The following is a 21285-nucleotide window of genomic DNA, read 5'->3' as shown; positions in this document are numbered from 1 at the left end:
GCGAAGGGGATGCCTCCTTGGGCGCCGTATGCTTCCTGCCAGGTGGCGCGGGGAAGAGGGATGTGACCACCTTTGTCCTCATCTGTGATGACTGTGCAGCGTGCTCGTTCTGAGGGGCGTCGTGGCGGGATGTCGGTGGAGGAAGTGAGGTCTCTGCCGGCTGCGGTGAGTGTGGTGACGGCGGCTCGGGCGCTGGGGATCGGTTCGGACAAGGCGTATGAGTTGATCAAGGATGGGGCATTCCCGGCACAGACGATTCCGCTGGGGCAGACACAGAAGGTGTCGACGGTGAGCCTTTGGAAGGCCCTGGGAATCGCTTCAGATGTGTAGCCACCTATGCGGCCCGGATGTTTCGCGCTTTGCGGGCGTCCGGGCACTTTTCATAGCTGTTTCGACGGTCACGTAACTGCTGAAGACGGAAGATGCCCCGTACAGGTTGCTGTGAGCCGCGCCACACCTGACAGGGGATGGTGAGCCCTGGCCTGCAAGTATCGCGTTGCCACTGGCCAGTTAGCCAGATCGTATGCATGTTCCACCTGGCCACCGATATACATTGGCCTACGCCAGGTCTAAGCGACCCCTAACATGATGTCGACACGAGTGGTCGCAGGTGCGAATAATTGATCGGAGTCAGCTGCGTGGGACGGTTGTCGGGCTACGTGCGTGCAGGGGTGGTGCATCAACAGGAGGCACCGTTGCTGCGAGAGGCCGTCACACTGCTGTTCGGTGGCACTCCGGAAGCCGAGGCGACGCGGTGGCTGACCAGCAAGGGGATGCTGACCCCGCGGGGCAACGAGTTTCGCCGCGAGGTTTTGCACCGGCTTCTGACCAATCCGCGACTCGCGGGCCTGGACGAGAACGGTGAGCCGATCGACGGCTGGGACGAGCGGGTCCTGGAACCGGACGTTTTCCTGCGCCTGCAAGAGCTGTTCACGGAACGCAGTGAGAAGCGCGGCAAGCCGCGTGACGCCCACGAGTATCTGATGACTGGCGGGTGCGCCGTGTGTGACGAGTGCACGGCGGGCATGATCGGCAGCCGCGTCCACTCCGAGGCTCCGCCGTCCTACAAGTGTGATGGCTGCGGCAAGACCCGCATCAACGCCGAGAAGCTCGAAGACTTCGTGGCCGAGCACGTCCTGGCCGAGCTGCTGAAGCCAGGGGCGCGTGAGCGGCTTGAGAAGCTGGAGTGTGACATCGAGGCGGAGATCACTCGCCTAAAGGAGCACATTTCGGGGGCTGACGAACGGTTCGTCGGGATCGGCGATCTGTACGGGCGGGGCCTCATGGTGAAGGCCGCATTCGTCGCCGCACAGAAGGCCAGCCAGGAAGATCTGCGGCTCTCCAAGCTCCGGTTGAAGTACCTGGAGCAGATGACCGATCTGCCGATCGGTGACGTGCACGACCTGGTGGCCTGGTGGCGTACAGCCCCGTTCGCGTCCAAACGCGGGCTGGTGCTGCTGGAGGTCGAGCATGTGCGGGTCGGACGGGTCGAGGGCAGTCAGGCTCCAGGGAAGCGGGTTCTGATCGACTGGCGACAGCTGGCTGCCTGAACAACAGTGGGCTAGCCGTGCAGCTCCTCTGCGAGCAAGTGCGACGAAGAGCCGGCGGCGGCGCGGGTGAAGTGCAGCTCTTCGGCCACAGCCAGGAAAGCCCGCAGCAGCCGGGGATTGGTGTCATCGCGCACCCCCTATTCTCACCCACCCACAGTGATCCACAACAGAGTTGCGTAGGTAGCCGCTGAACAGGTGTTGGACCCTCCAGCGGCTCACGCTGAGGCTCGACGCACCTACTACCGTGACAACCGGCAAGGTCAGCCCTCATACCACGTGCTAATGACCGTCGTCGGCACCTCCTACGTCGTTCTACGCGCCGACAGCCTTCTCAGATAGGTGGGCCAATCAGCAGGGGCCCACGCGGCGGGCCAGAATCTGGCGCGCTCTAATACTCCAGCTGGGGATCGTGATCTTCGTGTGGTGGCCATCGTCTGGCGTCACCAGCGGGCGACCAGCGTCTCGTCTCTACCTCGGTTGCGGTACAGCCAGGTGGCCCCGGGCGCGACATCCCCGGTCAGGTAGCCGACGATGGGCTCCCGCTGTGTTGCGCTGTCCAGCTCGCCGAGCAGCTTCAGGGCGTCGGTCAGGGGGAAGAAGGCGGCCTGTTTGATGTCGTCATCCTGTGGCGCGATGGCACCCGACCACTCGTCGATCTCGACGGCAGCGGCCAGTGCCGAAGGGTAGGGCTCGGAGTCGATGTGCATGAGGAATGCGGTCCGCACCGGGTCGCCTACCAGCAGGCCGGTCTCCTCGCGTAGCTCGCGCCGGAGGGCTTCGTGCATGAGCTCGCCGTCCTCGACCCCGCCACCGGGCAGTGACCAGAGGATCTCGCCGGCGGCGCCGAGGCTCTCTCGCACGAGCAGGATCTCGTCGCCTTGGCGGATGATGCCAATGACCAACTGCACCCGGGGTTTTGGGGCCTTCGAATCCTCTGCTGTCATGCCGCAGACCGTACGTGATGGCCAGCGCGCGGATAGCCAGGGCCGGTGCGGTGACGGGTGCGGCCACCGTTGATCATCGTGAGTTGTGTGTACTGACGAAGAGACGGTGGCCGCAGGTCACAGCATAGATCCAGGCCGTTGGCGGGAGGTGTTCGAGGAGGCCATGGGCCGCATCGCAGGCCGGTTTGCCCGGGTCGAACCCCGGCTGTGTGCCCGGCGGTTGGTGCTGGGACTGCTGTCGGACCTGCCACGTAAGAACTGCTGGACGATCGACCGGCGGCTGTATCTGCCCACGTCATGGACGGACGACCGAGATCGCTGTCGGCGGGCCAGCATCGATGACATGGTCGGCTTCGCCGCGAAGGTGGCCATGGCCAAGACGTTGGTCCGCCGCCCGATTCCCTTCTTCAGGAAACCGGTGATCCACGATCAGGACAGCATCGCGGTCACCGAGGCTCTCGACGACGAACTCGCGTACGTCATCCAGGACCTCATCGGCGTCCCACCCGATCCGGTTCAGCAGCCGATGCATACGGTCCGGCGCGCCATGACCTGCCCGCGCTTCCAGCGGCCAGCCGTTCTTCCGCTCCAGAGAGGCAATCAATCCCTGCATATAGGCCAGCGCCGACTCCCTCGACTCGGACCGGTTAAACCGGTGCACGAACCACCCGTGCACGGCTTCCACTTCACTCGCCCACCTACGCACATCAGCAAGGCCCTCACCCATAACCACATCAACGACGGAGCTGCCCAGCAGTCAGCGCAAGCACCGTTGCAGTACTAGTGCCGCATCAGGCAACGTTCGCCCTGTCGACCACTTCGCGTAGCCGTTCGTCGGCGGCGTGCTTGTTCCGCCAGATGATGTAGCGGCGGATCATGCTGCCCTGTTCCTTGTGGCTGGCATGGTCGGTTTCGTCTAGTGCGAAGTAGCGCAGGGCGGTGAACTGGGCCTCGATCCGGTTGAGCCAGGAGCTGTTGGTCGGGGTATAGGCGAGCTCAACGTTGTTGGCAGCCGCCCAGTCGCCGACTCGGGTGTCCTTCCTCGTGGTCAGGTGCGGGGAGAAGTTGTCGAGCACGATGGCGATCCGGATCTTCGGCGGGTAGAGGCTGCGCAGATGGCGGCAAAACTCCAGGAACCTGGTGCGGTTCTTCTTCGGCTTGATGTGACCGTAGAGCTTGTCCTTCGCCAGGTCGTAGCCGGCGAACAGGTGCCGGACCCCGTGTGGGCGGGTGTAGGTGGCCCGCCTGCGGGGCCGCGGCTCGCGGCCGGGGCCCTTGTGCCGGCCGCCGCGTTCGGCCCACTGTCGGCCGGGGTGGGGCTGGAGGTTGAGCGGGCCGAACTCATCTAGGCATAAGACAACTTCGGGTTCGCCATCCTCTGGTATGACCTCACCGTCGGCGATCGCGTAGAGGTGCTCGACGCGAGCCTTCTTGGCCGCGTAGTCGGGGTCGCGTGAGGTCTTCCAGGTCTTTATGCGTTGAAAGGAGACACCCTCCTCGCGGAGCAGGACCCGAAGGCCCTCGTGGCTGATGTCATCGACCACCCCCTCGGCGACCAGGAAGTCGGCCAGCTTGGCCAGGCTCCAGGTCGAGAACGGCAGACCGTGCTCGGCCGGCTTGGACTTGACGATCTTCTTGATCTCGCGCCGCTCCGGCAGTGTGAACGTTCTGGGCCGTCCGCCCTTGTACTTCGGGTAGAGCGCCTCAAAGCCGTCGGCGTTGAAGTTGTGGATCACATCGCGGACCCGATCCGCGTTGGTGAACGTCACCTCGGCGACCTTCGCCGCGGGCATGCCCTGTGCGGACAGCAGCACCATCTGGGCCCGTCGCCAGGTCACCACCGACCCGGTGCCTCTGCGAATGATCCACAGCAATCGCCTTCCCTCGTCGTCATCGATCTCCCGGACCCGCACGCGTTCAGCCACGTGATCATTCTGGCCGTCCCTTCCGGACTGAGGAGTGGATCACGGGCTTGCTGTCGTTCTCGGTCCGCGGTTGCCCTGCCTTTCCTGCGTGGAGATGACTTCAGGTCGGCGGAGGGCCTATTCGATTGCGGACGGACCCGATGGCTTGGCACCTTTCGGGACATCGTCCGCGTCTGGATCGTGAACTGAGGAGGCACCCTCGTGGCTGTCATTCCGGAACGTCGTCTGGCTCTCCTTGGAGGCGGCTTCTCCACTGACGACGACGGCCTGCTGGATGACTGGGTGCTTGAACAGGTATGTGCGCCTCGCCCCAAGGTGTGCTTCGTTCCGACAGCCAGTGGCGATGCCCCCGGCTACGTCGAGCAATTCCTCACGGCATACGAGGCACGCTCCTGCGAGCCCAGCGTCTTGCAGCTGTTTCGGCGAGACCTTGATGACAACGACCTGCGATCGTTCCTGCTCTCTCAGGATGTCGTCTACGTGGGTGGGGGAAACACCGCGAACCTGCTGGCGGTCTGGCGTGCGCACGGCGTGGACCGACTACTGCGCGAGGCCTTCGACCGGGGGACCCTGCTGTGCGGCATCAGCGCCGGCGCCAACTGCTGGGCCGAGGGCTCACATACCGACTCCTTCGGGCCGCTGACTCACCTCTCGGATGGGCTGGGTGTGCTCTCCGGCTCGGTCTGCCCGCACTACGACAGTGAGCCGGGGCGTCGCTCGTCCTATCAGACGGCCGTGGCGAACCACGCTCTTCCGGCCGGCTGGGCAGTGGGGGACGGCGTCGGTGCCCTCTTCACCGACGGGCAGTTGACGGACACGGTGACTCGCACGCCTCAGGCCCAGCTGTATCGGGTAGAGCCAGACGGGGACAACGGAGTCAAGGAACAAGCTCTGCCATGCCGTCTGCTCGTCCCAGTACATCAGTCCACTCCGCCCGCGTGAACTGGTGATGCCAAGCAGGTGATGCCGTCCTCATCGGCGCGTCGTCCCTTAGTCCGGTTGACACCTCGATACCTCCCGGCGCAGCAGCCGGGCGGCACATCACCGCCGGGCGAACGTTGCCTGATGCGGCACTAGGACGACGACGCAGCAGCAGCAGCATCGGCACGCTTGCGGCCCTTTGTACCTGCTACTGAAAACCGGCGACTGGCATGCAGGAATTCAGGAATTCATGTCTCACATCAAATCCATCTTGAAAGCATGCCACGGAACCCTTGAACGTCTTTGTCAAACGGGTGCCGATCCTCGGCGTGTCTCTATATAGGGGCCATAGGGTGCACAACACCTGCAAGACAAAAAGACTGACGACGGTCTCAAATGCCACGTCACCTATTTCAGGCCAAATAGAAGCAACGACATAAGTCCAGGTCAAGGAGATGTGGATCACCGAGACCGAGCCCCGTTAGGCATTTCCCGTCGGGATGTACATCGACCCGAGGCTGACATTGGCCTACCTGCCAAAAAGGGGCTCGCACAACTCTGCAGCGCAGGCATAGTGTGCGATGAAATCCAGGGAGGTATTTCTCATGCTCCCGCCATGAAGCCTTGATCGGGCGTTGAAGAAACTCTATAGTGGCCAACATTTTGCGAACCAGGGGGCAATCAACCCTGGTCTTACCCTTCTTCAATTTCTGGCAGCAGATTTATTCACCCCCCTCAAGGGAGAGACATGTCACTCAAGCAGGCGCTCTTGATGTTACTGGCGTCAGTCCTACTGCTGTGCAGTTTCTCACCAAGCGCCATGGCGGACTCTGACACAACACGCAAGCAGTCGATTGACATTTCCGTACCGGATGGTCTTTCAAGCAACTCGCGACTTACAGAAGAAGAAAGGAGGAAAATCTCCGCATACGCATCTGAAGCCCCGCGTGAATTGGATGCTTCCGCCCCTGGAAGCATGCAATTTTGCTGGGACAAGGTAAAGGAAACCGGCTTGTCCGATATCCTTTTTGACCACTTCACCTGGTGCAAGGTGAGAACTATGGAGTTAGCGGATATCGAATGCACTAATGGAAGATGCGAGGTGGTGGGGGTAATGCAGTGGCGGGTTTCCCTGCTGGGACTCGGGAACCAGGGGAGCTCTACGACAGAACGGAAGATGCAGATATTTCTATTGTTGGATAATCCCGTAGTCGTGAGCGGAAACCCGCGCGGAAATGCTCGCCTTAAAGCCGAGGCGTTATGTTCGCCCATAAATGCCACGGTTGGCTGCGGGCAGAGTTCAACGAATGGGAGAATCGACTCACTGGATGCATGGAAATTGCACGGAAGTGCCATGTTCGACTTTCAGTCGAACAGTACAGACCTGGTTAAGTATAACTTCGACATAATGCTGAGTTTGCCAGATCAGCCGGTGCGAGATGACACTCATGACACCATCTCCGGAGTGAAGTTCCGCTGCGACTCAGAAGCAGATGTGAGCGGCCACGGCTGCGTTTTTCTGGACGCGGTGCCCATATGGAGACTCACTGCAGATTCGGCGGTCAAAGAGTCAGCCGATCTGATCTGGACAGCGCAGAATCGGCCTATGGATACGATCCCGCGCGACAAGGTCAAGAAAATCCCTGGCTCCATCAAAAGCAATAATCCTCTGACTCGCTTACCTGAGTCACTAAAGAAGAAGAATCACACCAAATCGGTAGCGGCGTGCAAGCTCTATCGCGGCAAGGGATATACACGCGGAGGCACGTGGGATTGTGACGAATATCCGTTTCAATCGACACGGGAAGGGTCCTACTACGGGGACGCCGTGAGGGAGGCTACATCCCATTTTGCCGTAGAGGCCATGCCGAGTGGGCCTAACCGGACCGCAGGCGCAAGGCTCGGCGGCTTCTACAAAACGCAGCGAATTCTCTACGAGGACAGGTTCTTTGTCCATGTAGTCACTGCTTCGGGCGGTGACTACAACGGCCCGGACAAACCGAGCGGTGCTGCCGCTCCCGTTCAATACAGCCAGTGCCAGTCCTCCAGCATGGTGGAGGCTCAGCAGACAGAAAGGAATGCTTACCCTGAGGACCTATTCAACAAGTACGCGTCCACGACGCGTGATGGGTGGACCGGTGGTGACTCTACGTACTCTGTCACCCTCCCTGACGGACGCCGGCTGTGGCTATTCTCGGACACTTTCATTGGGCCACTAGATTCCGATGGAAAACGCCCAACGAGCGCACCATTGATCAACAGCTCCTTCGTGTCTCAGGTTGGTGATAATCTGACTACCATTACGGGCGGGAGCAGCAGCAGCCCCAAAGCTATTATGCCACCTCCCGCAGAGGATCATTGGTATTGGCTCGGGGATGGGCAGGTTACGACAATAGATGGGAAGAAGTACCTGCAAGTCATTTTTCACGAGTGGCATAAGTTTGGCCCTGGCAACTGGGACTTCAGGTTCGAAAAGGCGATGGTAGCCACGTTCGATCCTAATAGCCTTTCAGAACCCGAGTGGATCGAACCGCTTCCCGCTGATGCAGGCGTCCAATGGGGAGCTGCGGTTATGTCCGCCGAGCAAAGCGGCGATGGCTACTCATACATCTACGGCGTAGAGGACGCCAAGATCAACAAGGGTATGCGGGTGGCCCGTGTCAAGGGAACGAATCTCGCTGATGCCAGCAAGTGGCAGTATCTGAACACTGGAAGAAGCCAATGGATGTATGGGGAGACCGAGGGTGACAACGTCACGCGAGGGATTGCCAATGAGTATAGCGTGACGCCTCATAAGGGAAGTTTCGTCCTTGTCAGCCAGGACAGCACCCAAGCGTTCAGTGGAAAAATTCGGATGTGGACCGGCTGCGACCCATTCGGCCCATTCGGCTCTTGGGACGGCCATGACGAGGTTTACCGGATGCCTGAACCAGGACCGATACCATTCGGGGACTGTGTCGCCGGACAGGAGGACGGTCGTTGCTTCTCGTATAACGCACACGTCCACCCATCCCTGGCCTCTGGAGACCGCTGGACTCTGTCGTATAACGTGAATAATTTCGACAACCGCGTCACGCCCGATGGTGCGCACTATCGAGATCCGACCATCTATAGACCTCGCTTCGTATCCTTCAAGCTGGTCTCCTCTAATGTCTTGAGGAAGGACGCAAGGCTCAACTTCTCGGCAAAGACTCCTCCTGTGGCGCAATGCAGGCCAGAACGCCAGCCGCGGGCCGGGGTGCTGGCGATGCCACCCGGACGTCCCTGCCCCTAAGGGCCCGGCCCAAGCCGTCTGTGTGTGGTGTCTGACTCCCACCTCTCCGAAGGTCAGACATCACACACATTCGGCCGTTTCGCCGCATAAAGCGTTATAGACTGCATACTTAAATGTCATCGATAACAGGCGGCTGCGGCTGCGGTGCGCCCCATCGGCAATGACTGACACAGCAGGCTTGGCAAGCAAGCGCGCCGCTGCTCGCCCGGCAGAACGGTGTACACAGCTACTCATGGAGTGGAATCATGAGGCCCATGTCTTCATCGCGGATTATTCAGGCATGGAGTCGCATCGACACATGGCTGGCCGAACAGGCTCCTGTTACCTTTGCTGCTCTTCCGCGGCCAGCGACTCACGAGCAAATCGCCTCTGCTGAGCAGCAGATAGGGGTGGCGTTCCCTTCGGAGCTCTACGCCTCTTTGCGATGCCATAACGGAAGTGGAGACGTTGAAATCTTGCCAGGGCATACGCTGTTGAGCGCCGAACTTATTGCAGCAGATTTCTTGTTGGCGGTCCAGATTTCTCGCGACCCCTATACAGATACGTACGTGAACACGCAGTCACCAGAATGGATTCCTATATCTGGAGATGGCGGTGGCTCCCACTACGTCCTCGGTCAACTAGGGGGGGCGCAGCCTCGGGTTGGGTTTCGCAATGAGCTCGGAGACCTTGACTTCGCTGAAGGCGTTATGGGCTCTTGTATGTCTGATCTGCTTGAGAAAGCAGCAGGCGCCCTAGCAGCGATGGAAGTCCTTGATGATTTCCGGCCAGTCGTTGTCGACAGGGAGTTGGAATGGGAGATGGAGTGATGCGCTCCGGACCGGGCACTCCATCGCCGCGCGCTCGGAAACAGCAGAGTTAGCGGTTGGCTAAAGATTGGCGCCTTAGCCGGCGTCAGCCCTTGGCGCAGGCAACCGTCCAGAGCGCCGTACCTGTGATTCCGCATGAGGCTCCGAAGCGCGCAGCTTCACACTCCGCGCCCCGAGGCCGTCCACCACATCAGAGCACTCCGTACCTACTAGGCAAAGCCGCTCCGCCGAGCATGGGGCGTCCGAACGCAACCACGGCGACACGTCGACCACCAGCACCAGGCGCCCTCGAAACGGGGCAATGGCAGCCCGGCCAGCACGATACGCAACCGCTCGACGTCGATTCGGCCATGGTTGAGAGCTCCGTACAACGCGCCGTGCCCACGCCGATGTTCGGGCACCAGCGTCAGATCCACTGGCGAGACTAGCGACCCGTCGACGCACAGCATCGCGTCAGCCAGTTCGAATAGTTCGTCCGGACGGGCGGTCAGACACACATAGAACTTTCTGCGGAAACCTGAGGCGTTCGCGAACGCCCCCCACCCGGACAGCATCAGCCAACAGCCATACCATCACGGCCTTCGTCGCAGTCACGTGCATCCTGGCCGTGGCACAAGATCAGACGGAGCCTGCCCCCATAACCCATTGAACTGCGCAAGGTTTCCTCAAGTTCGGACTCGTGCGAAGTGCGGACTGAACTCAGGTCTCGGACGGCGGGAGTTCCTGCGCATCCAGCAGCCCTCGAACGGTGCCGAGTGCGCTCTTCGGCAACGTGGTGAGCTGATCAACGATGCCGCCGCACCCCACCCAGGTGGCCCTGCATTCCTCGGCCATGCCCCTGACTGCCGCAGCCTGGTTTCCGGTCTCGATCCAGTCATCGATCAAGAGGACCCGGTTCGCCGGCCCCAGCGCGGACCGCTGGAGGCGCAGCATGTGGCGACTGCGCCGGTAATCGGGAGCCGACTGGCGCACCACTTGGTCGCCCGGGAAGAGGCCTTCACTCCTCCGAACAGGAACGAATCCGATGCCGGGCTCGACTGCTGCTGCACCGCCCAGGAGGAATCCCCGCGACTCGATCCCACAGACTGCTTGTGACCCCCTCGTCCCGGAACGGTTCCACCAGCCCTGCGACCACTGCGGCCAGTGCCTTGGCGTCCCGGAAGATCGCCCACACATCGGCGTGCACGCCGACCCATCGGAAGTGTTTCAGCGTCAGATCACGTGCGGTCGTAGGCATGAGCGGGAGTCTCCCGATCGCCGGACTGCCCAGCAACCCAACATCGACCGGCCGGTGTCAGCACCGGCCCGCACCCGTAGACAAAGAACAAGTTGGGTCCACGTCTAGACGATGTCGCCCGGTGCAACGATCATGAGTCGGGTGTTGTCGCGCAGTCGGGCCAGCGCCACGAACTCGACCTCGGTCTCCTCATGCTGGTGTGGCAGGTAGAGGCGTCGCCTGTCTCCATCCGGGTGGGCGACCGTGGTGACGTCGTCGTCGAGGATTCTGCGGGCGACCGGATCGGCCTGCCTGATGTGATCGCAGACCTCGTTGAGGCGTACGTCGTTCGGGTTCGCTTTGTGGGCAAGGCGCAGCTGTGAGGCCATGGGCTTGGCCCAGGTCTCCTCCCAGTCGATGAGCTGCAGGCGCGCTTCGGGGAAGGTGAGCGCCCAAATCATGACGTTGATGCCGTGCATCATCCACGGGTAGTCGCGGGCCGCGGCCTCGTTGAAGACACGTACGTCCCAGCAGTGGTCGAAGGTGTAGGCGGGGTACTTCTGGCTGTGGACTATGGCCGCGCCTACCGGGTCGATGGTGCTGGCGTCCGCGCGTGGGAGCGGCGGTGGCTCGCTGCCGTTGGCCTCCAGCCACAGGTGTGCGCGCTGCGCACTGTCCAGGCCGAGGACGCGAACGATCCTCTCCAGGAACTCGTCACCGACGTGGTCGAGTACGCCGCGCTCCAGCCTGCCGTACCAGCCTTCGGTCACGCCGGTCAGCTCTGCCAGGCCTCTTTGCGTGAGGCCCTTGCGGTGGCGGGAGCCGTAGCGGGCGGTGAATCCGGGCACGGCGTGCGGGTCGCGCTCTTCGCGCCAGGTCCTGAGCATCCGAGTGATCGGCGGCAGGTTGCACATAAAAGGCAAGACTCCCCTGAGTAAAGAAAAGTAAAAGTATCAGGAGACCTTAACGCAGTTTATATCTTTGTCTGACTTGGGGGTGACTAACCGTCACACCACCCATGCCTGGATCTTTTCGGGCATAACTACCCACGGGGCGCTCAATAACCCGCACCAGCAGTGCCGGTACTGCTGGTACCGACACCCCCAGAACCGGCCTAACAGCACTGAAACGGGGCAAGGTGTGGCACCGCTGCCCAGGGCCATCTCCTTACGGCAGCAGTCCGCCACGCTGCGCCTCCCCCACCTCGGCAGGCCGCCGCGAGCGGACGCCGCATCATCGACGATCCAAGAGGTGTCCAGACATGAGCGTTTTCATCACCGGCGGCAACCGAGGCATCGGGTATGCCATAGCCCAGGAGCTTGCCGAGGCCGGCTTCAGCGTGACTGTCACCTATCGCTCCGGGGAGCCGCCCGCGAACTCCTATCAGCCGGGCCAAGAGCACTGCGGCGGCCGTTTCCTAGCTGTTCGCTGCGACGTGACGGACGCCGGGCACGTCGATGCCGCCTTCAAGCAGGCCGAGGCGGAGCACGGCCCCATCACCGCTCTCGTCTCCAATGCGGGCATCACCCGCGACGGGCTCCTGGCCCGTATGAGCGAGGACGACTTCACCGCGGTCCTGGACGCGAACCTGACCGCTGCCTACCGGGTGGCCAAACGCGCCCTTCCGGGCATGCTGCGCGCCAAGAGCGGCCGCATGGTGTTCATTTCGTCGGCGACGGCGATGCACGGCGAGGCCGGGCAGACCAACTACGCGGCGTCCAAGGCAGGGTTGATCGGGCTTGCCCGGTCGGTCGCCCGTGAGTACGGCTCGCGGAACATCACGGCCAACATCGTCGCGCCGGGGCTGACCGCGACCGACATGGCCGCCGCTCTGCCCGAGGAGCGCATCAAGGGCCTGCTCGGGCAGATCCCACTCGGCCGCCTGGGGCAGCCGCAGGAGATCGCGCGCGCGGTGCGCTTCCTCATTGAGGACGGCTCCTATGTGACGGGCGCGGTCATCCCCGTGGACGGCGGGGCGGGTATGGGGCACTGAGACGGTGATCGGATGCTGCGGCAGCCCTCTTGGGGCTGCGGGGGAAGGCGGCGGTGCAGCGAGCGCGAGCAGCTGCACCGCGGATGAAGAGCGGCGGCCTGTCCATGTTGTGCCGGGGCGAGGGGGCGGGAGTGATCGACGCTGAGCGGATCCTGGCGCTGGTCCGGGAGCCGGCCCGCGTGGGCGCAGGCCGGGGACGTGATGCGGAGCGGATGGTGGCGCTGATCGGGGGCGGGAAGGGATCCACTGCGCCGACGGGTCCGGTGGCTTGGTCGGCGGCACGGTGCGTAACAAGCGCGCACAGCACGGAGGCCCAAGTGCCGGAGGATGGCCGCGACGCGGCGCGGGTGTGTGGGAGATGCCCGATCCGCGGCGGTTGCTTCTCGACCCCGGAGGCGAGTGCGCCTGTACGGGTACGTGCGTGGCGCGAGCGAGTGGACGACCAGTAGACAGGTGACGCCGGTGGGCGCCGAGAACATCTCGGCGCCCACCGGCGTCTTCGCACGTCAACACCCGCGTAGAGGAGCGTGGTCGAGTTCACGTTGGCGGGGGGTTCCGTGAGTGGACACCCCCTCCATACATAGTAGAATTAACTCAAGAGGTGAGGGAGAAAGAAACCTCACCAGCACCACTTGGAGCCCGACATGCACCGCGTCCTCAAGATGTCCCAGGTCCACCGCAACCCGCGCCAGCCGCGCGAGCACTTCGACCAGGACGCGCTGAACGAGCTGGCCAAGTCCATCGACAACTACGGCCTCATGCAGGCCATCGAGGTCCGCCCCGACAACGCCAAGGGCGGCTACGAGATCGTCGCCGGCGAGCGCCGCTGGCGCGCCCACCAGATCCTCGGCCGCACCAAGATCCGCGTCACCATCACCTCGGAGAAGAACGAACTCCAGCGGTTCAAGCGGTCCATGAGCGAGAACGTCACCCGCGAGGACATGACCCCCTTCGAGGAAGCCCACGGCTACCAGCGCATCCTCGACGAGGAGGAGGACGCGACCATCGAGTCCGTAGCGGCCGACTTCGCCAAGACCACCACCTACGTGAAGCTGCGCCTCGCCCTGCTGGACCTGCGCATCGAGGTCCAGCAGCTCGTACAGGACGGGAAGATAGGCACGCAGGCCGCTGTGCAGATCGCCGCGCTCAACCTCGCCAACCAGGGCTCCGTCCTGAGCAAGTTCGTGCGCGGCGAGTTCGCCTCGGACAACGAGATCGTGCACTTCGCCTACGCGATGAAACAGCAGCAGGACCAGGCCGTCCTCATGGTCGTCGAGGAGATGACCGAGGAACAGCGCACCGAGCGCGCCACCGCGCAGAAGAAGACCCGCAGCACGCTCGACAAGATCGAGCAGGTGCGCGGGCTGTTGGACGAGATCGCCCGCACCGAGCCGCTAAAGCTCGCCGAGACCCTCGAAACGCAGGTCGGGGCACGCCTGGAGCAGCTCGACCGGGTCGCTGAATCGCTAACGAAGGCCCGCTTCCAGCTCAAGCAAGCCAAGGCACACGCCGAGGCCAAGTCGCTGGTCACGGTCAACCCCGAGGCCGAAGCCGACAGCAGCACCGAGCAGGCGGACAAGACGGAGCGCGAGCCCGTCGCGGCCTGAACGCCGCAGCCCTGGGGTGCGCGGGCACACCCGCCCGCACGCCCCCAGGGCAAAAGGCCGGACGCACCGTCCAGCGGCTGGCCCTTCCCTCAATTCACCTACCTCACAGGAGACAGCTCCGTCATGCGCTACACCATGCCCCTCACCCCTGCCCAGGCCGAGCAGCTCGGCAACGACGTCGGCATGATCGTCGCCTTCGCCGCCAGAGCCCTCAACCACACGCACGGTGTGAACATCGACCGCCTCATGCAGGCATTCACGTCCTCCAGTGCCCTGGAGGTCACCGCGGGCCGCTACTTGAAGGCCCTCGAGGAAGGACACCGGCCGGGAGAGGCCGCAGGCCGGGCTGGTACCGCTCTCGTTCTCGACTGGGCAGACGCCGTCCTCGAAGCAAAAGGCACGCAGCAAGCAGACACGCAGTCGGCCCCGGCCACCGAGACGACACCGTGAGCACCGAGGCCGGCACGGACTGGATGGGCATGGGCCGTACCGACTTCGACGAAGCGGCCCCCAACCAGCTTCCTGTACCGGCAGGCCCCGCGCGGATTGCCGCCACACCTGACCGGTTCGGCACCGCTGCTCTCTTCGGTGACCCGGTCCCCGACTCCGGCCCACGCCGGGAGGCCCGTGAGCGGCCGGGCGACGCCGACGGGCACGAAGAACTGTTCTGACACCCACATTCCGCAAGGAGCAAGTCCGTGCACGTGAGCACCGAAACGCTGCCCAGCGACGTCCGAAGCGCCCTGCACCAGCGCCGCATCTGGTCCCACTCACCGGACAAGGACCGCCCGGGTTGGCGCGCCCAGCCCACCCTGCTGGAAGGCATTCCGGCCGTGACTCTGACTTGGCGCGGCGTGAAGGTCCCCGACTACCACGCCCACATGGCCGAGTACAGCGCCGGATCCGTGGCCGCAGGCTGGCTCCGCCACCTCGAGCGCCACCTGGAACGGGAGTTCATCGTGGGACGGCTCTACGAGGAGCGCCCCCACACCCGGCCCGGCCGCGCCCTCGCCGCTCTCGTCATCCTCCATCCCGGCGAGAAGCAGACCGGCCGCTGACTCTCACATCTCCTGTACGAGAAAGACGAGGACCCAACCGTGAGCGACCACGCCCCCGACACAATCCGTCAGCTGCTCTCCGAACACCGCGACGACCTCGCCCGCCTGCGCGTGATGACCGACGAGCTCGACGACCGCTATGCGGGTCGCCGCGCACCTGTTCTCTCTCCCGCCCAATACACGGCGTGGGAGTCCGCCCGTCCCGTCGCCGACCGCCAAGCGCACGGCCGCGGCGAGCAGCCGCAGCGCACCGGCGCCTGGTTCCGCCAGGCGCTGGGCCTGTACGCGGTCCATCTGCAGCGGCAATTTGACTGGAACGGCGACCTCTGATGCCGCTACACACCTCGAAGGTGATGCGACGGCGCGGACGGAACCTGCGCAGGAGGGGTTGTTCGCCCCGTAGGTGAACGAGGCAGGTGGCTCGTGGAGCCCCAGGCAGGTTTCACCGCAGGCGAGTTGTATGTACCGGAGATCACGTTCCGGGACTGGACACCCCCATCATGGATAGTAGAATTAACTCAATCGGTGAAGGGGGAACGCCAACACCGACGACACCCGCGAGGAATCACAGCAATGACCACCGTCGAGAAGTACTCGGCGAGCCAGAGGGCCCAGCTGGCCGCCAAGGAGAAGCGGATCAGGGCGATTCAGGACAAGGGCTACGGGGTCTGCTGGGAGTGTGAGCTTGCCCGCCAGGAACACTGCCGCACCTGCAAGGGCCCCTGGTGCGCCGCCTGCGGCGACTGGTAGATACGCCCGCCGAGCCCGCCCGATCACCCGCCACGCCCAGGACCCGAGGAGCCCTCCATGCTGACCCTCTTCACGCCCGTCGAAGCTGTCACCGTGACCGGCACCGTCGCCCCCGAGTGCGACGACTGCGAAGGAAGCGGCGCCGTCACCTACCTACACGGGCCGTACGCGAACACTCGCGAATGCGACACCTGCCACGGCGCCGGACGATGCCTGCCCTGCCCCGCATGTACCGACGGCGCCAACCCTGTCACGGGCGACACCTGCACCATCTGCGACGGCTTCGCAGCACTCACCTGATCCTAAATAGGCCAATACCCAAAAGGAGCGTTCAGTGATCCTCGGCGACTCACTCACTCAGGAAGCCCTGTCAACGGGCAGCAAGACCAACACAACCATCAGCCCCGGCGGCGCGATCCGCCTGGCCGTGACCCTGCCCGACGGCGCGGTCCAGTACTTCGAACGCCCGCTGGCCGCCACCTGCGCAGACTGGCGTGCCACCGAGCTCGAAGCTCCGGGCTCAGGCTTCATCTTCGACGAACCCGTCACCGAACAGTGGGGGCGCGCACTCACCCTCACTGCGCACAACTCCCTTACCTGAACAGCAAGGAGAGCATCATGGAAGACTTCAAGCAGCACACCGGCGCGACGCTCGCCCGGCCGACACCCAAGGGGATGCTCCGCCCGTTCGGAGAAGTCCGCGGCCACGCCACCGACCCCTTCAGCGGCAAGAGGCTCGTGATGGTGCAGTGGCCCGGCGCACCCAAGCCCCTCCCCTACGAGCCCGACGAACTCGCCATCGTCGACTGACCCAAAATAGGCCAGTACACATCTTCGTGCTAGGTTCTGAGTGATGTCAGGCCCTGGCACGGCCCGCACATCCACCCAACCTCCGGACGGGCAGCGACCCCCCGCGCCCCGCCCGCCCGGAACGGCTCGTCCAATACGAGCCACCCCTCCGGCCGGGACCCGCACCCCCTGCGGGTCCCGGCCAACCCATGGAGAAACCAGACATGCCTGCCACGAACACCTACGACGACATGCAACTCACGCGCCACGACGACGCCCTTCACCAGGCCCTCGTCCTAGAGCGGTACGGCCGCCCGCTCCACGAAATCCTGTGGGAGGAGACCCGTCATCCGTTGCCCGAGCTCCTCAAGGAACGCCACCGCCGCCCTCAACTCCCCGACGCGCCCAAACGGCATCAGCCGCGGCCCGACCCGGATGCTGCCGCGCACCGTGCAGCCCTCCTCGAAGCCGACACACCCCGCCGACGCCGGAGTGCCGCATGACCGAGGAACAGTTCCGCCGCCACGTCCGCAAACTCGCCGCCCTGCGCGGCTGGACCCTCAGCTACCACACCCACAACTCGCAGCGCAGTGACGCCGGATGGCCCGACGAGGTCTACGGACACCCCAGGACCAAGCGCACCATCTTTGCCGAATTCAAGTCCGACACCGGGCGCATACGCCCCGCTCAGCGCGACTGGCTCAAACACCTCGCCGCCTGCGGACTCGAAACCGCACTGTGGCGGCCTAAGGACCTCGACCACATCGTGGGTGTCCTCGCCCCAGACGGTCCCCGCGCCCAGCTCCCCGACAACTTCTGACAAAGGAAACAGGCCCGTGCACGACCGCACCGAGCAGCACTCCGAGATCCCTCCGATGCCCGGAGCCACGTGGTGCAACTCCTGCGACAGTTGGTTCAATCCCATCACCAACACCTGCCGCTGCAACCACCGCTGACCATCCCAGGGAACCCGTCGTGAACCACTCTGCCCGCACGGCCGGCCACACAACAGCACCTGCCGCACCCACCGTCCCGGACCGCGAGCAGAGCATCCCCACGCCGGGCCCCAGCACCGAGCTGGTCTTCGCCAAAGTCGCACGCCTTGCCAACGAACTGTGCGAACACCTTGCCGATAGCCAGTGGCACACAGCAGCCCGCATCCGGAAACTCGCCGAGACCGCCCTGTCCACCGCCGGAGAACGCTGAATGCACGCCCTCTTTAAACCCTTGCCTGCGCCGACCCGCAGCCAGGAGGCGCACGACACCGCCCAAGCCCTCCGCGAGCGCCCAGGCGAGTGGGCGCACATCGAAGACCTCGGGAATCTGAACCGGGCAACCAACCTCGCGTACCGCATCCGGACCGGCCGCCACAGTGCCTTCCGCCCAGCCGGCGCATTCGATGCCACCGCCCGCCTGGCCGACGACGGCACGGCCAGCGTCTACGCCTGCTTCAACGGCGCCGCACGGCGCTAACTCTTCGCCGCGCAGCACTGGCTCCGCCCAGATGCGGTGAACGGGGCCCGGGCCCGGGCGCTGACACAGGCATCCACAACTCCGAGTGCCCAAGGAACCGCGGCGCCTTGGACGAACTTTCGGGGCTCTTCGATCCCCGACGCCACGAAGCGCAGGGCCAGGGTCGAGTACCAGATCGCCCTCACGGCGTGGCGATCGCCACAAGCGCCACCGAGGAGAAGGCCGCGGGGTTCCGGGGCTGTTGATCTGCGACAGCAAGAGTGAGGTGCTCTGGCTTGTGACGCGCGTGGCGTGTCAGACCGACGGATCCGTTCCGGCCTCGGCGGCCTTGCGGATGTGTTCAGCGAGTGTCGTATACCCCACAAGCACGGACGCCTCACGGACACGTCGCAGCGTAGCCAGGGCGTGGCCCTTGCTGCCTCGGGGCAGAGCCACGAGCTGGGTCCGGCTGAGTACATGAAAGGTCCACTGCCTGAGATCCAGGGCGTCGTACTCGTCGTGTGTGCGGACACTGTGGACAGCGAAGACGTAGACGTCAGCCTGGAAGCCGCGCGCCTCTGGTGGAAGATACTTTCCGGTGTCTGGGTCAACGGGCAATATCTGAGGGACGTCCCACCGGGGGTCCTTGCTGGCCTGAGGTTGTGTCCACGCCTGAACGTAACCGCCTGCCTTAACCTCGATCTTGATGCCGTCGGGGGGTCAGAACGTCGTAAGCGTCCCACTCCACGCGGTTCGCGGTCGCGCCCACAGCCCGGGCGACCAAGAATTCTGCCAGGTAGCCACGCAAGGTGTTTGTCCGAAGGTCGGACATCGCGAAGCGCCAGAAGTCCATGACCGCGGCATCTATGCCTTTGAACGCCTCCTCACCGGATAAAGGCGAGGCCGAGGGCGCCTTGATAGGTCCGTCGGGGAGAGTGTCGGGTTCGTGCACCATGCCATCAAGGATCACCGACCAGCAGTCCGATGTCTGCAGCAGGACGCGGTCACGTGGCATGATCCGACGAGGGATGGCCCCTGAGACTCACACAGAACGACATAGGGGGCCCCACCGGCCAGCGTTGGCGTCAGACCGTCCCGACCGGCGGTCGACCCGGGATGTAGCCCTTCCATTCCGACTGCTCAACGAACGCAGGCCATTCGCCGGGCGGTGTGACCGCCGGCGGGGGAACGTCGGTGAAACCCGTGGTCCACAGGGCGCCTCCTTCGGCTTCGAGGAGTGGCACGAACGGCACCTGGAGCCCATTGGATTCAGTGGGCGGGTCGAAGTGCCATCCCCAATCCCTGTCGAAGAGACGCCCCCCGAAGCTCACCCGGTCCCTGCCAGATGCCACGCAGGCGCCCATGGTCTCGAAGTCCACCCATGGGACCGCCAGGTACGGCCACATCCCCTTGAGCGCGGCAGAACCCCATACCTCGATACCGGCGTGAGACGTGCGGGTCGCGGCCACCACCAGATCACTGATCGTTTGCGATGCCGGAACAGTTGCCCCCAGCTCGCTGAGCTCCACCTCCAGCTCCAGCCATTCCTCCGGACATCCGTCCGCGACCTCGATTGCGTACTGCTCGAAGACGCGCTGCCGAGAATCACGCTCGGTCGCCAGTTCGATCTTCAGGTCGCCGAGTACGAGAGGACCGCGGTCGATCAGATGAAGACGGGAATCCAGCGGGGTCAGGCGGATCGTCTCTCCAACGAAGTTCACGGGTACAGCTCCTCCATGGATGTCGTCTCTCGCGTCGAGCACCTGGGAACTCCCCAAGCTCTCTGCCCGCTAACCGTCACGAGTCCCCGCAGCATCCCCCTCTGCGGGGCCAGTTCAGCGACCCGAGGCTACGCCTATCGCCTCAGCGCAACCCGCGACGGAATCACCTCCATGAGGCTACGAGTTTGGCCAGTTTCTCGTACGAGTAGTACCCAGGAGGCGGCTCGTGCTCCTGCACTGTGTCGATAAAGCCAGTCCACAACTCTCGGTCATCAGCCCGCAGGTGAGCTGTTCCGTTGTACAGCGTCACCGCGTGCAGAACCATGTCACCGGCTTCCCGGCACTGGTTGTTGCCGGGCCAGGCGGTCTCCACCACGTTCGCCTCTCTGGACCGGGTCTTTGGACGCCTCGGGTCGGAGGCGCTTGGCTGGTTGTTCATCGACGAAGCCGGACAGGCCACCGGGCAGATGGCCGTCGGCGGAATGTGGCGCGCCGCCGCACCGTCGTCGTGGGTGACCCCCTCCAGCTCGAACCGGTCATGGTCCTGCCTTGGACCGCACAGCGGGCCCTGGGCGACGAGCTGGGCGTCAACGCGGAATGGGCCCCCAGCCGCACCTCGGTTCAGCAACTCGCCGACCGAACCAACCGCTACGGCACCCTGCTGCCCGCTAAACTCCCCGACGGCTCCCAAGAGGTGTGGGTCGGCAGCCCGCTCCGTGTCCACCGGCGCTGCGACAACCCCATGTTCGGCATCAGCAACCCCATCGCCTACGACAACCTCATGGTCTACGGGACCCCCGACCGCGGCGACTACCGCTACCGCCCCCGCAGCTGCTGGGTGAACGTGGAGGCCGCCGAAGCAGACGGGCACTGGATTCCCGAAGAAGGCCGCGCGCTGCGTCGCGTCTTGGAGAGGCTACGGGACGACGGCAGTGTCGATCTCGCCCAAGACGTTTACGTCATCAGCGCGTTCCGCGCAGTGGTGCGGGGTGCGGAGCGCGCCTGTCGTGGCCTGCTCCCGGACTCCCGTGTCGGCACCATCCACACCACACAGGGCAAGGAGGCCGACGTAGTGATCCTTGTGCTCGGCAGCGACCCGCGCCGTCCAGGCGCCCGCTCTTGGGCTGCCTCCCGCCCCAACCTCCTCAACGTCGCCGTCAGCCGGGCCAAGCGACCTCATCGGCAACCTGGATACCTGGCGCGACCAGCGATTCTTCTCCACTCTCGCTGACGAGGTGCCTGCGCACATCTGGCAGCCGTGATGACGTGAGCAGCC

The 21285-nt window shown here is 64.0% G+C and carries 26 protein-coding genes and 3 pseudogenes; 21 read left to right on the top strand and 8 right to left on the bottom strand.

From position 1 onward, the window contains the following. The first annotated feature begins 129 nt into the window (after positions 1-129). Complete coding sequence (locus tag AB0E78_RS33725) at positions 130-330, top strand: DNA-binding protein (protein WP_361840793.1); 201 nt, start codon at positions 130-132, stop codon at positions 328-330. A 290-nt stretch (positions 331-620) separates the two neighbouring features. Then, positions 621-1550, top strand: coding sequence for a recombinase family protein (locus AB0E78_RS33720; RefSeq protein ID WP_361840792.1), 930 nt, complete (start codon positions 621-623; stop codon positions 1548-1550). 11 nt (positions 1551-1561) lie between these two features. Here the strand turns inward: AB0E78_RS33720 and AB0E78_RS33715 are convergent, their stop codons facing one another. Beyond that, entirely contained in the window at positions 1562-1684 is a 123-nt protein-coding gene (locus tag AB0E78_RS33715; RefSeq protein ID WP_361841271.1) for a hypothetical protein, read from the bottom strand. Between the two features lie 306 nt (positions 1685-1990). Beyond that, positions 1991-2494: an NUDIX domain-containing protein gene (locus AB0E78_RS33710; protein ID WP_361840789.1), complete on the bottom strand. Its 504-nt coding sequence runs from the start codon at positions 2492-2494 to the stop codon at positions 1991-1993. A 163-nt stretch (positions 2495-2657) separates the two neighbouring features. Here AB0E78_RS33710 and AB0E78_RS33705 point away from each other — a divergent pair. Next, positions 2658-2888 (top strand): annotated as a pseudogene (locus AB0E78_RS33705) (transposase); the annotation flags it as partial. 2 nt (positions 2889-2890) lie between these two features. Here AB0E78_RS33705 and AB0E78_RS33700 read toward each other — a convergent pair. Both AB0E78_RS33700 and AB0E78_RS33695 read right to left on the bottom strand, forming a co-directional pair. After that, positions 2891-3221, bottom strand: a pseudogene (locus AB0E78_RS33700) (transposase); the annotation flags it as partial. Between the two features lie 64 nt (positions 3222-3285). After that, positions 3286-4419 carry an IS630 family transposase gene (locus AB0E78_RS33695; RefSeq protein ID WP_361840786.1) on the bottom strand — a complete coding sequence of 378 codons (1134 nt, stop codon included), beginning with the start codon at positions 4417-4419 and terminating at the stop codon, positions 3286-3288. 201 nt (positions 4420-4620) lie between these two features. On the opposite strand from AB0E78_RS33695, the gene AB0E78_RS33690 reads away from it, so the two are divergent. From AB0E78_RS33690 to AB0E78_RS33680, 3 genes are all read left to right on the top strand, one after another. After that, on the top strand, positions 4621-5361 hold the full coding sequence (locus AB0E78_RS33690) for a peptidase E (RefSeq protein WP_361840783.1): 741 nt from the start codon (positions 4621-4623) through the stop codon (positions 5359-5361). Positions 5362-6088: 727 nt separating this feature from the next. Further along, positions 6089-8614, top strand: coding sequence for a DUF4185 domain-containing protein (locus tag AB0E78_RS33685; protein ID WP_361840780.1), 2526 nt, complete (start codon positions 6089-6091; stop codon positions 8612-8614). 254 nt (positions 8615-8868) lie between these two features. Continuing rightward, on the top strand, positions 8869-9423 hold the full coding sequence (locus AB0E78_RS33680) for an SMI1/KNR4 family protein (RefSeq protein WP_361840777.1): 555 nt from the start codon (positions 8869-8871) through the stop codon (positions 9421-9423). 216 nt (positions 9424-9639) lie between these two features. Here AB0E78_RS33680 and AB0E78_RS33675 read toward each other — a convergent pair. The 3 genes and pseudogenes from AB0E78_RS33675 to AB0E78_RS33665 all read right to left on the bottom strand — a co-directional run. Further along, positions 9640-9977, bottom strand: a pseudogene (locus AB0E78_RS33675) (transposase); the annotation flags it as partial. A gap of 145 nt (positions 9978-10122) precedes the next feature. Next, positions 10123-10356 (bottom strand): hypothetical protein, encoded by a 234-nt coding sequence (locus AB0E78_RS33670; protein ID WP_361840775.1) that lies wholly within the window; start codon positions 10354-10356, stop codon positions 10123-10125. Between the two features lie 408 nt (positions 10357-10764). Further along, a complete protein-coding gene (locus AB0E78_RS33665) occupies positions 10765-11553 on the bottom strand; it encodes a helix-turn-helix domain-containing protein (protein ID WP_361840772.1) in 789 nt (262 codons plus the stop codon). Between the two features lie 347 nt (positions 11554-11900). Between AB0E78_RS33665 and fabG the strand changes: the two genes are divergently transcribed. The 14 genes from fabG (at position 11901) to AB0E78_RS33595 (ending at position 18309) form a co-directional block, all read left to right on the top strand. Further along, positions 11901-12632, top strand: coding sequence for a 3-oxoacyl-ACP reductase FabG (gene fabG / locus AB0E78_RS33660; protein ID WP_361840769.1), 732 nt, complete (start codon positions 11901-11903; stop codon positions 12630-12632). Positions 12633-13276: 644 nt separating this feature from the next. Then, entirely contained in the window at positions 13277-14239 is a 963-nt protein-coding gene (locus AB0E78_RS33655) for a ParB/RepB/Spo0J family partition protein (protein ID WP_361840767.1), read from the top strand. A 123-nt stretch (positions 14240-14362) separates the two neighbouring features. Beyond that, complete coding sequence (locus AB0E78_RS33650) at positions 14363-14689, top strand: hypothetical protein (protein ID WP_361840765.1); 327 nt, start codon at positions 14363-14365, stop codon at positions 14687-14689. Then, complete coding sequence (locus AB0E78_RS33645) at positions 14686-14910, top strand: hypothetical protein (protein ID WP_361840762.1); 225 nt, start codon at positions 14686-14688, stop codon at positions 14908-14910. The genes AB0E78_RS33650 and AB0E78_RS33645 overlap by 4 nt, the downstream gene beginning before the upstream one ends. Before the next feature lie 33 nt (positions 14911-14943). Next, positions 14944-15297: a hypothetical protein gene (locus AB0E78_RS33640; protein ID WP_361840760.1), complete on the top strand. Its 354-nt coding sequence runs from the start codon at positions 14944-14946 to the stop codon at positions 15295-15297. A gap of 39 nt (positions 15298-15336) precedes the next feature. Next, a complete protein-coding gene (locus AB0E78_RS33635) occupies positions 15337-15627 on the top strand; it encodes a hypothetical protein (RefSeq protein ID WP_361840757.1) in 291 nt (96 codons plus the stop codon). Between the two features lie 243 nt (positions 15628-15870). Beyond that, positions 15871-16047: a hypothetical protein gene (locus tag AB0E78_RS33630; protein WP_361840755.1), complete on the top strand. Its 177-nt coding sequence runs from the start codon at positions 15871-15873 to the stop codon at positions 16045-16047. Positions 16048-16104: 57 nt separating this feature from the next. Further along, positions 16105-16347, top strand: a complete 243-nt coding sequence (locus AB0E78_RS33625) for a hypothetical protein (protein ID WP_361840752.1) — start codon at positions 16105-16107, stop codon at positions 16345-16347. Between the two features lie 34 nt (positions 16348-16381). After that, positions 16382-16648 (top strand): hypothetical protein, encoded by a 267-nt coding sequence (locus AB0E78_RS33620; RefSeq protein ID WP_361840750.1) that lies wholly within the window; start codon positions 16382-16384, stop codon positions 16646-16648. Positions 16649-16665: 17 nt separating this feature from the next. Next, on the top strand, positions 16666-16857 hold the full coding sequence (locus tag AB0E78_RS33615; RefSeq protein ID WP_361840747.1) for a hypothetical protein: 192 nt from the start codon (positions 16666-16668) through the stop codon (positions 16855-16857). Positions 16858-17060: 203 nt separating this feature from the next. Next, positions 17061-17339 carry a hypothetical protein gene (locus AB0E78_RS33610; RefSeq protein ID WP_361840744.1) on the top strand — a complete coding sequence of 93 codons (279 nt, stop codon included), beginning with the start codon at positions 17061-17063 and terminating at the stop codon, positions 17337-17339. After that, positions 17336-17656, top strand: coding sequence for a VRR-NUC domain-containing protein (locus tag AB0E78_RS33605; RefSeq protein WP_361840742.1), 321 nt, complete (start codon positions 17336-17338; stop codon positions 17654-17656). Before AB0E78_RS33610 ends, AB0E78_RS33605 begins: the two co-directional genes overlap by 4 nt. 155 nt (positions 17657-17811) lie before the next feature. After that, positions 17812-18042: a hypothetical protein gene (locus tag AB0E78_RS33600; protein ID WP_361840739.1), complete on the top strand. Its 231-nt coding sequence runs from the start codon at positions 17812-17814 to the stop codon at positions 18040-18042. Then, a complete protein-coding gene (locus AB0E78_RS33595) occupies positions 18043-18309 on the top strand; it encodes a hypothetical protein (RefSeq protein WP_361840736.1) in 267 nt (88 codons plus the stop codon). Positions 18310-19373: 1064 nt separating this feature from the next. Here the strand turns inward: AB0E78_RS33595 and AB0E78_RS33590 are convergent. Continuing rightward, complete coding sequence (locus AB0E78_RS33590; protein WP_361840733.1) at positions 19374-20009, bottom strand: hypothetical protein; 636 nt, start codon at positions 20007-20009, stop codon at positions 19374-19376. 508 nt (positions 20010-20517) lie between these two features. On the opposite strand from AB0E78_RS33590, the gene AB0E78_RS33585 reads away from it, so the two are divergent. Further along, positions 20518-21240 carry an AAA domain-containing protein gene (locus AB0E78_RS33585; RefSeq protein ID WP_361840730.1) on the top strand — a complete coding sequence of 241 codons (723 nt, stop codon included), beginning with the start codon at positions 20518-20520 and terminating at the stop codon, positions 21238-21240. Positions 21241-21285 lie beyond the last annotated feature (45 nt).

Origin of the sequence: Streptomyces sp. NPDC032198 (assembly GCF_040636975.1) — a bacterium.
Classification (GTDB): domain Bacteria; phylum Actinomycetota; class Actinomycetes; order Streptomycetales; family Streptomycetaceae; genus Streptomyces.
Note: the sequence above shows the minus strand (reverse complement) of the source record. Positions and strands in the feature narration are given on the sequence as shown.

Bases quoted from the DNA above. Each gene is read 5' to 3' on its own strand.
- AB0E78_RS33725 (WP_361840793.1), top strand. From the start codon at position 130: ATGTCGGTGGAGGAAGTGAGGTCTCTGCCGGCTGCGGTGAGTGTGGTG.
- AB0E78_RS33710 (WP_361840789.1), bottom strand. From the start codon at position 2,494: ATGACAGCAGAGGATTCGAAGGCCCCAAAACCCCGGGTGCAGTTGGTC.
- AB0E78_RS33685 (WP_361840780.1), top strand. From the start codon at position 6,089: ATGTCACTCAAGCAGGCGCTCTTGATGTTACTGGCGTCAGTCCTACTG.
- AB0E78_RS33680 (WP_361840777.1), top strand. From the start codon at position 8,869: ATGTCTTCATCGCGGATTATTCAGGCATGGAGTCGCATCGACACATGG.
- AB0E78_RS33670 (WP_361840775.1), bottom strand. From the start codon at position 10,356: ATGCTGCGCCTCCAGCGGTCCGCGCTGGGGCCGGCGAACCGGGTCCTC.
- AB0E78_RS33665 (WP_361840772.1), bottom strand. From the start codon at position 11,553: ATGTGCAACCTGCCGCCGATCACTCGGATGCTCAGGACCTGGCGCGAA.
- fabG (WP_361840769.1), top strand. From the start codon at position 11,901: ATGAGCGTTTTCATCACCGGCGGCAACCGAGGCATCGGGTATGCCATA.
- AB0E78_RS33655 (WP_361840767.1), top strand. From the start codon at position 13,277: ATGCACCGCGTCCTCAAGATGTCCCAGGTCCACCGCAACCCGCGCCAG.
- AB0E78_RS33650 (WP_361840765.1), top strand. From the start codon at position 14,363: ATGCGCTACACCATGCCCCTCACCCCTGCCCAGGCCGAGCAGCTCGGC.
- AB0E78_RS33630 (WP_361840755.1), top strand. From the start codon at position 15,871: ATGACCACCGTCGAGAAGTACTCGGCGAGCCAGAGGGCCCAGCTGGCC.
- AB0E78_RS33625 (WP_361840752.1), top strand. From the start codon at position 16,105: ATGCTGACCCTCTTCACGCCCGTCGAAGCTGTCACCGTGACCGGCACC.
- AB0E78_RS33615 (WP_361840747.1), top strand. From the start codon at position 16,666: ATGGAAGACTTCAAGCAGCACACCGGCGCGACGCTCGCCCGGCCGACA.
- AB0E78_RS33610 (WP_361840744.1), top strand. From the start codon at position 17,061: ATGCCTGCCACGAACACCTACGACGACATGCAACTCACGCGCCACGAC.
- AB0E78_RS33605 (WP_361840742.1), top strand. From the start codon at position 17,336: ATGACCGAGGAACAGTTCCGCCGCCACGTCCGCAAACTCGCCGCCCTG.
- AB0E78_RS33595 (WP_361840736.1), top strand. From the start codon at position 18,043: ATGCACGCCCTCTTTAAACCCTTGCCTGCGCCGACCCGCAGCCAGGAG.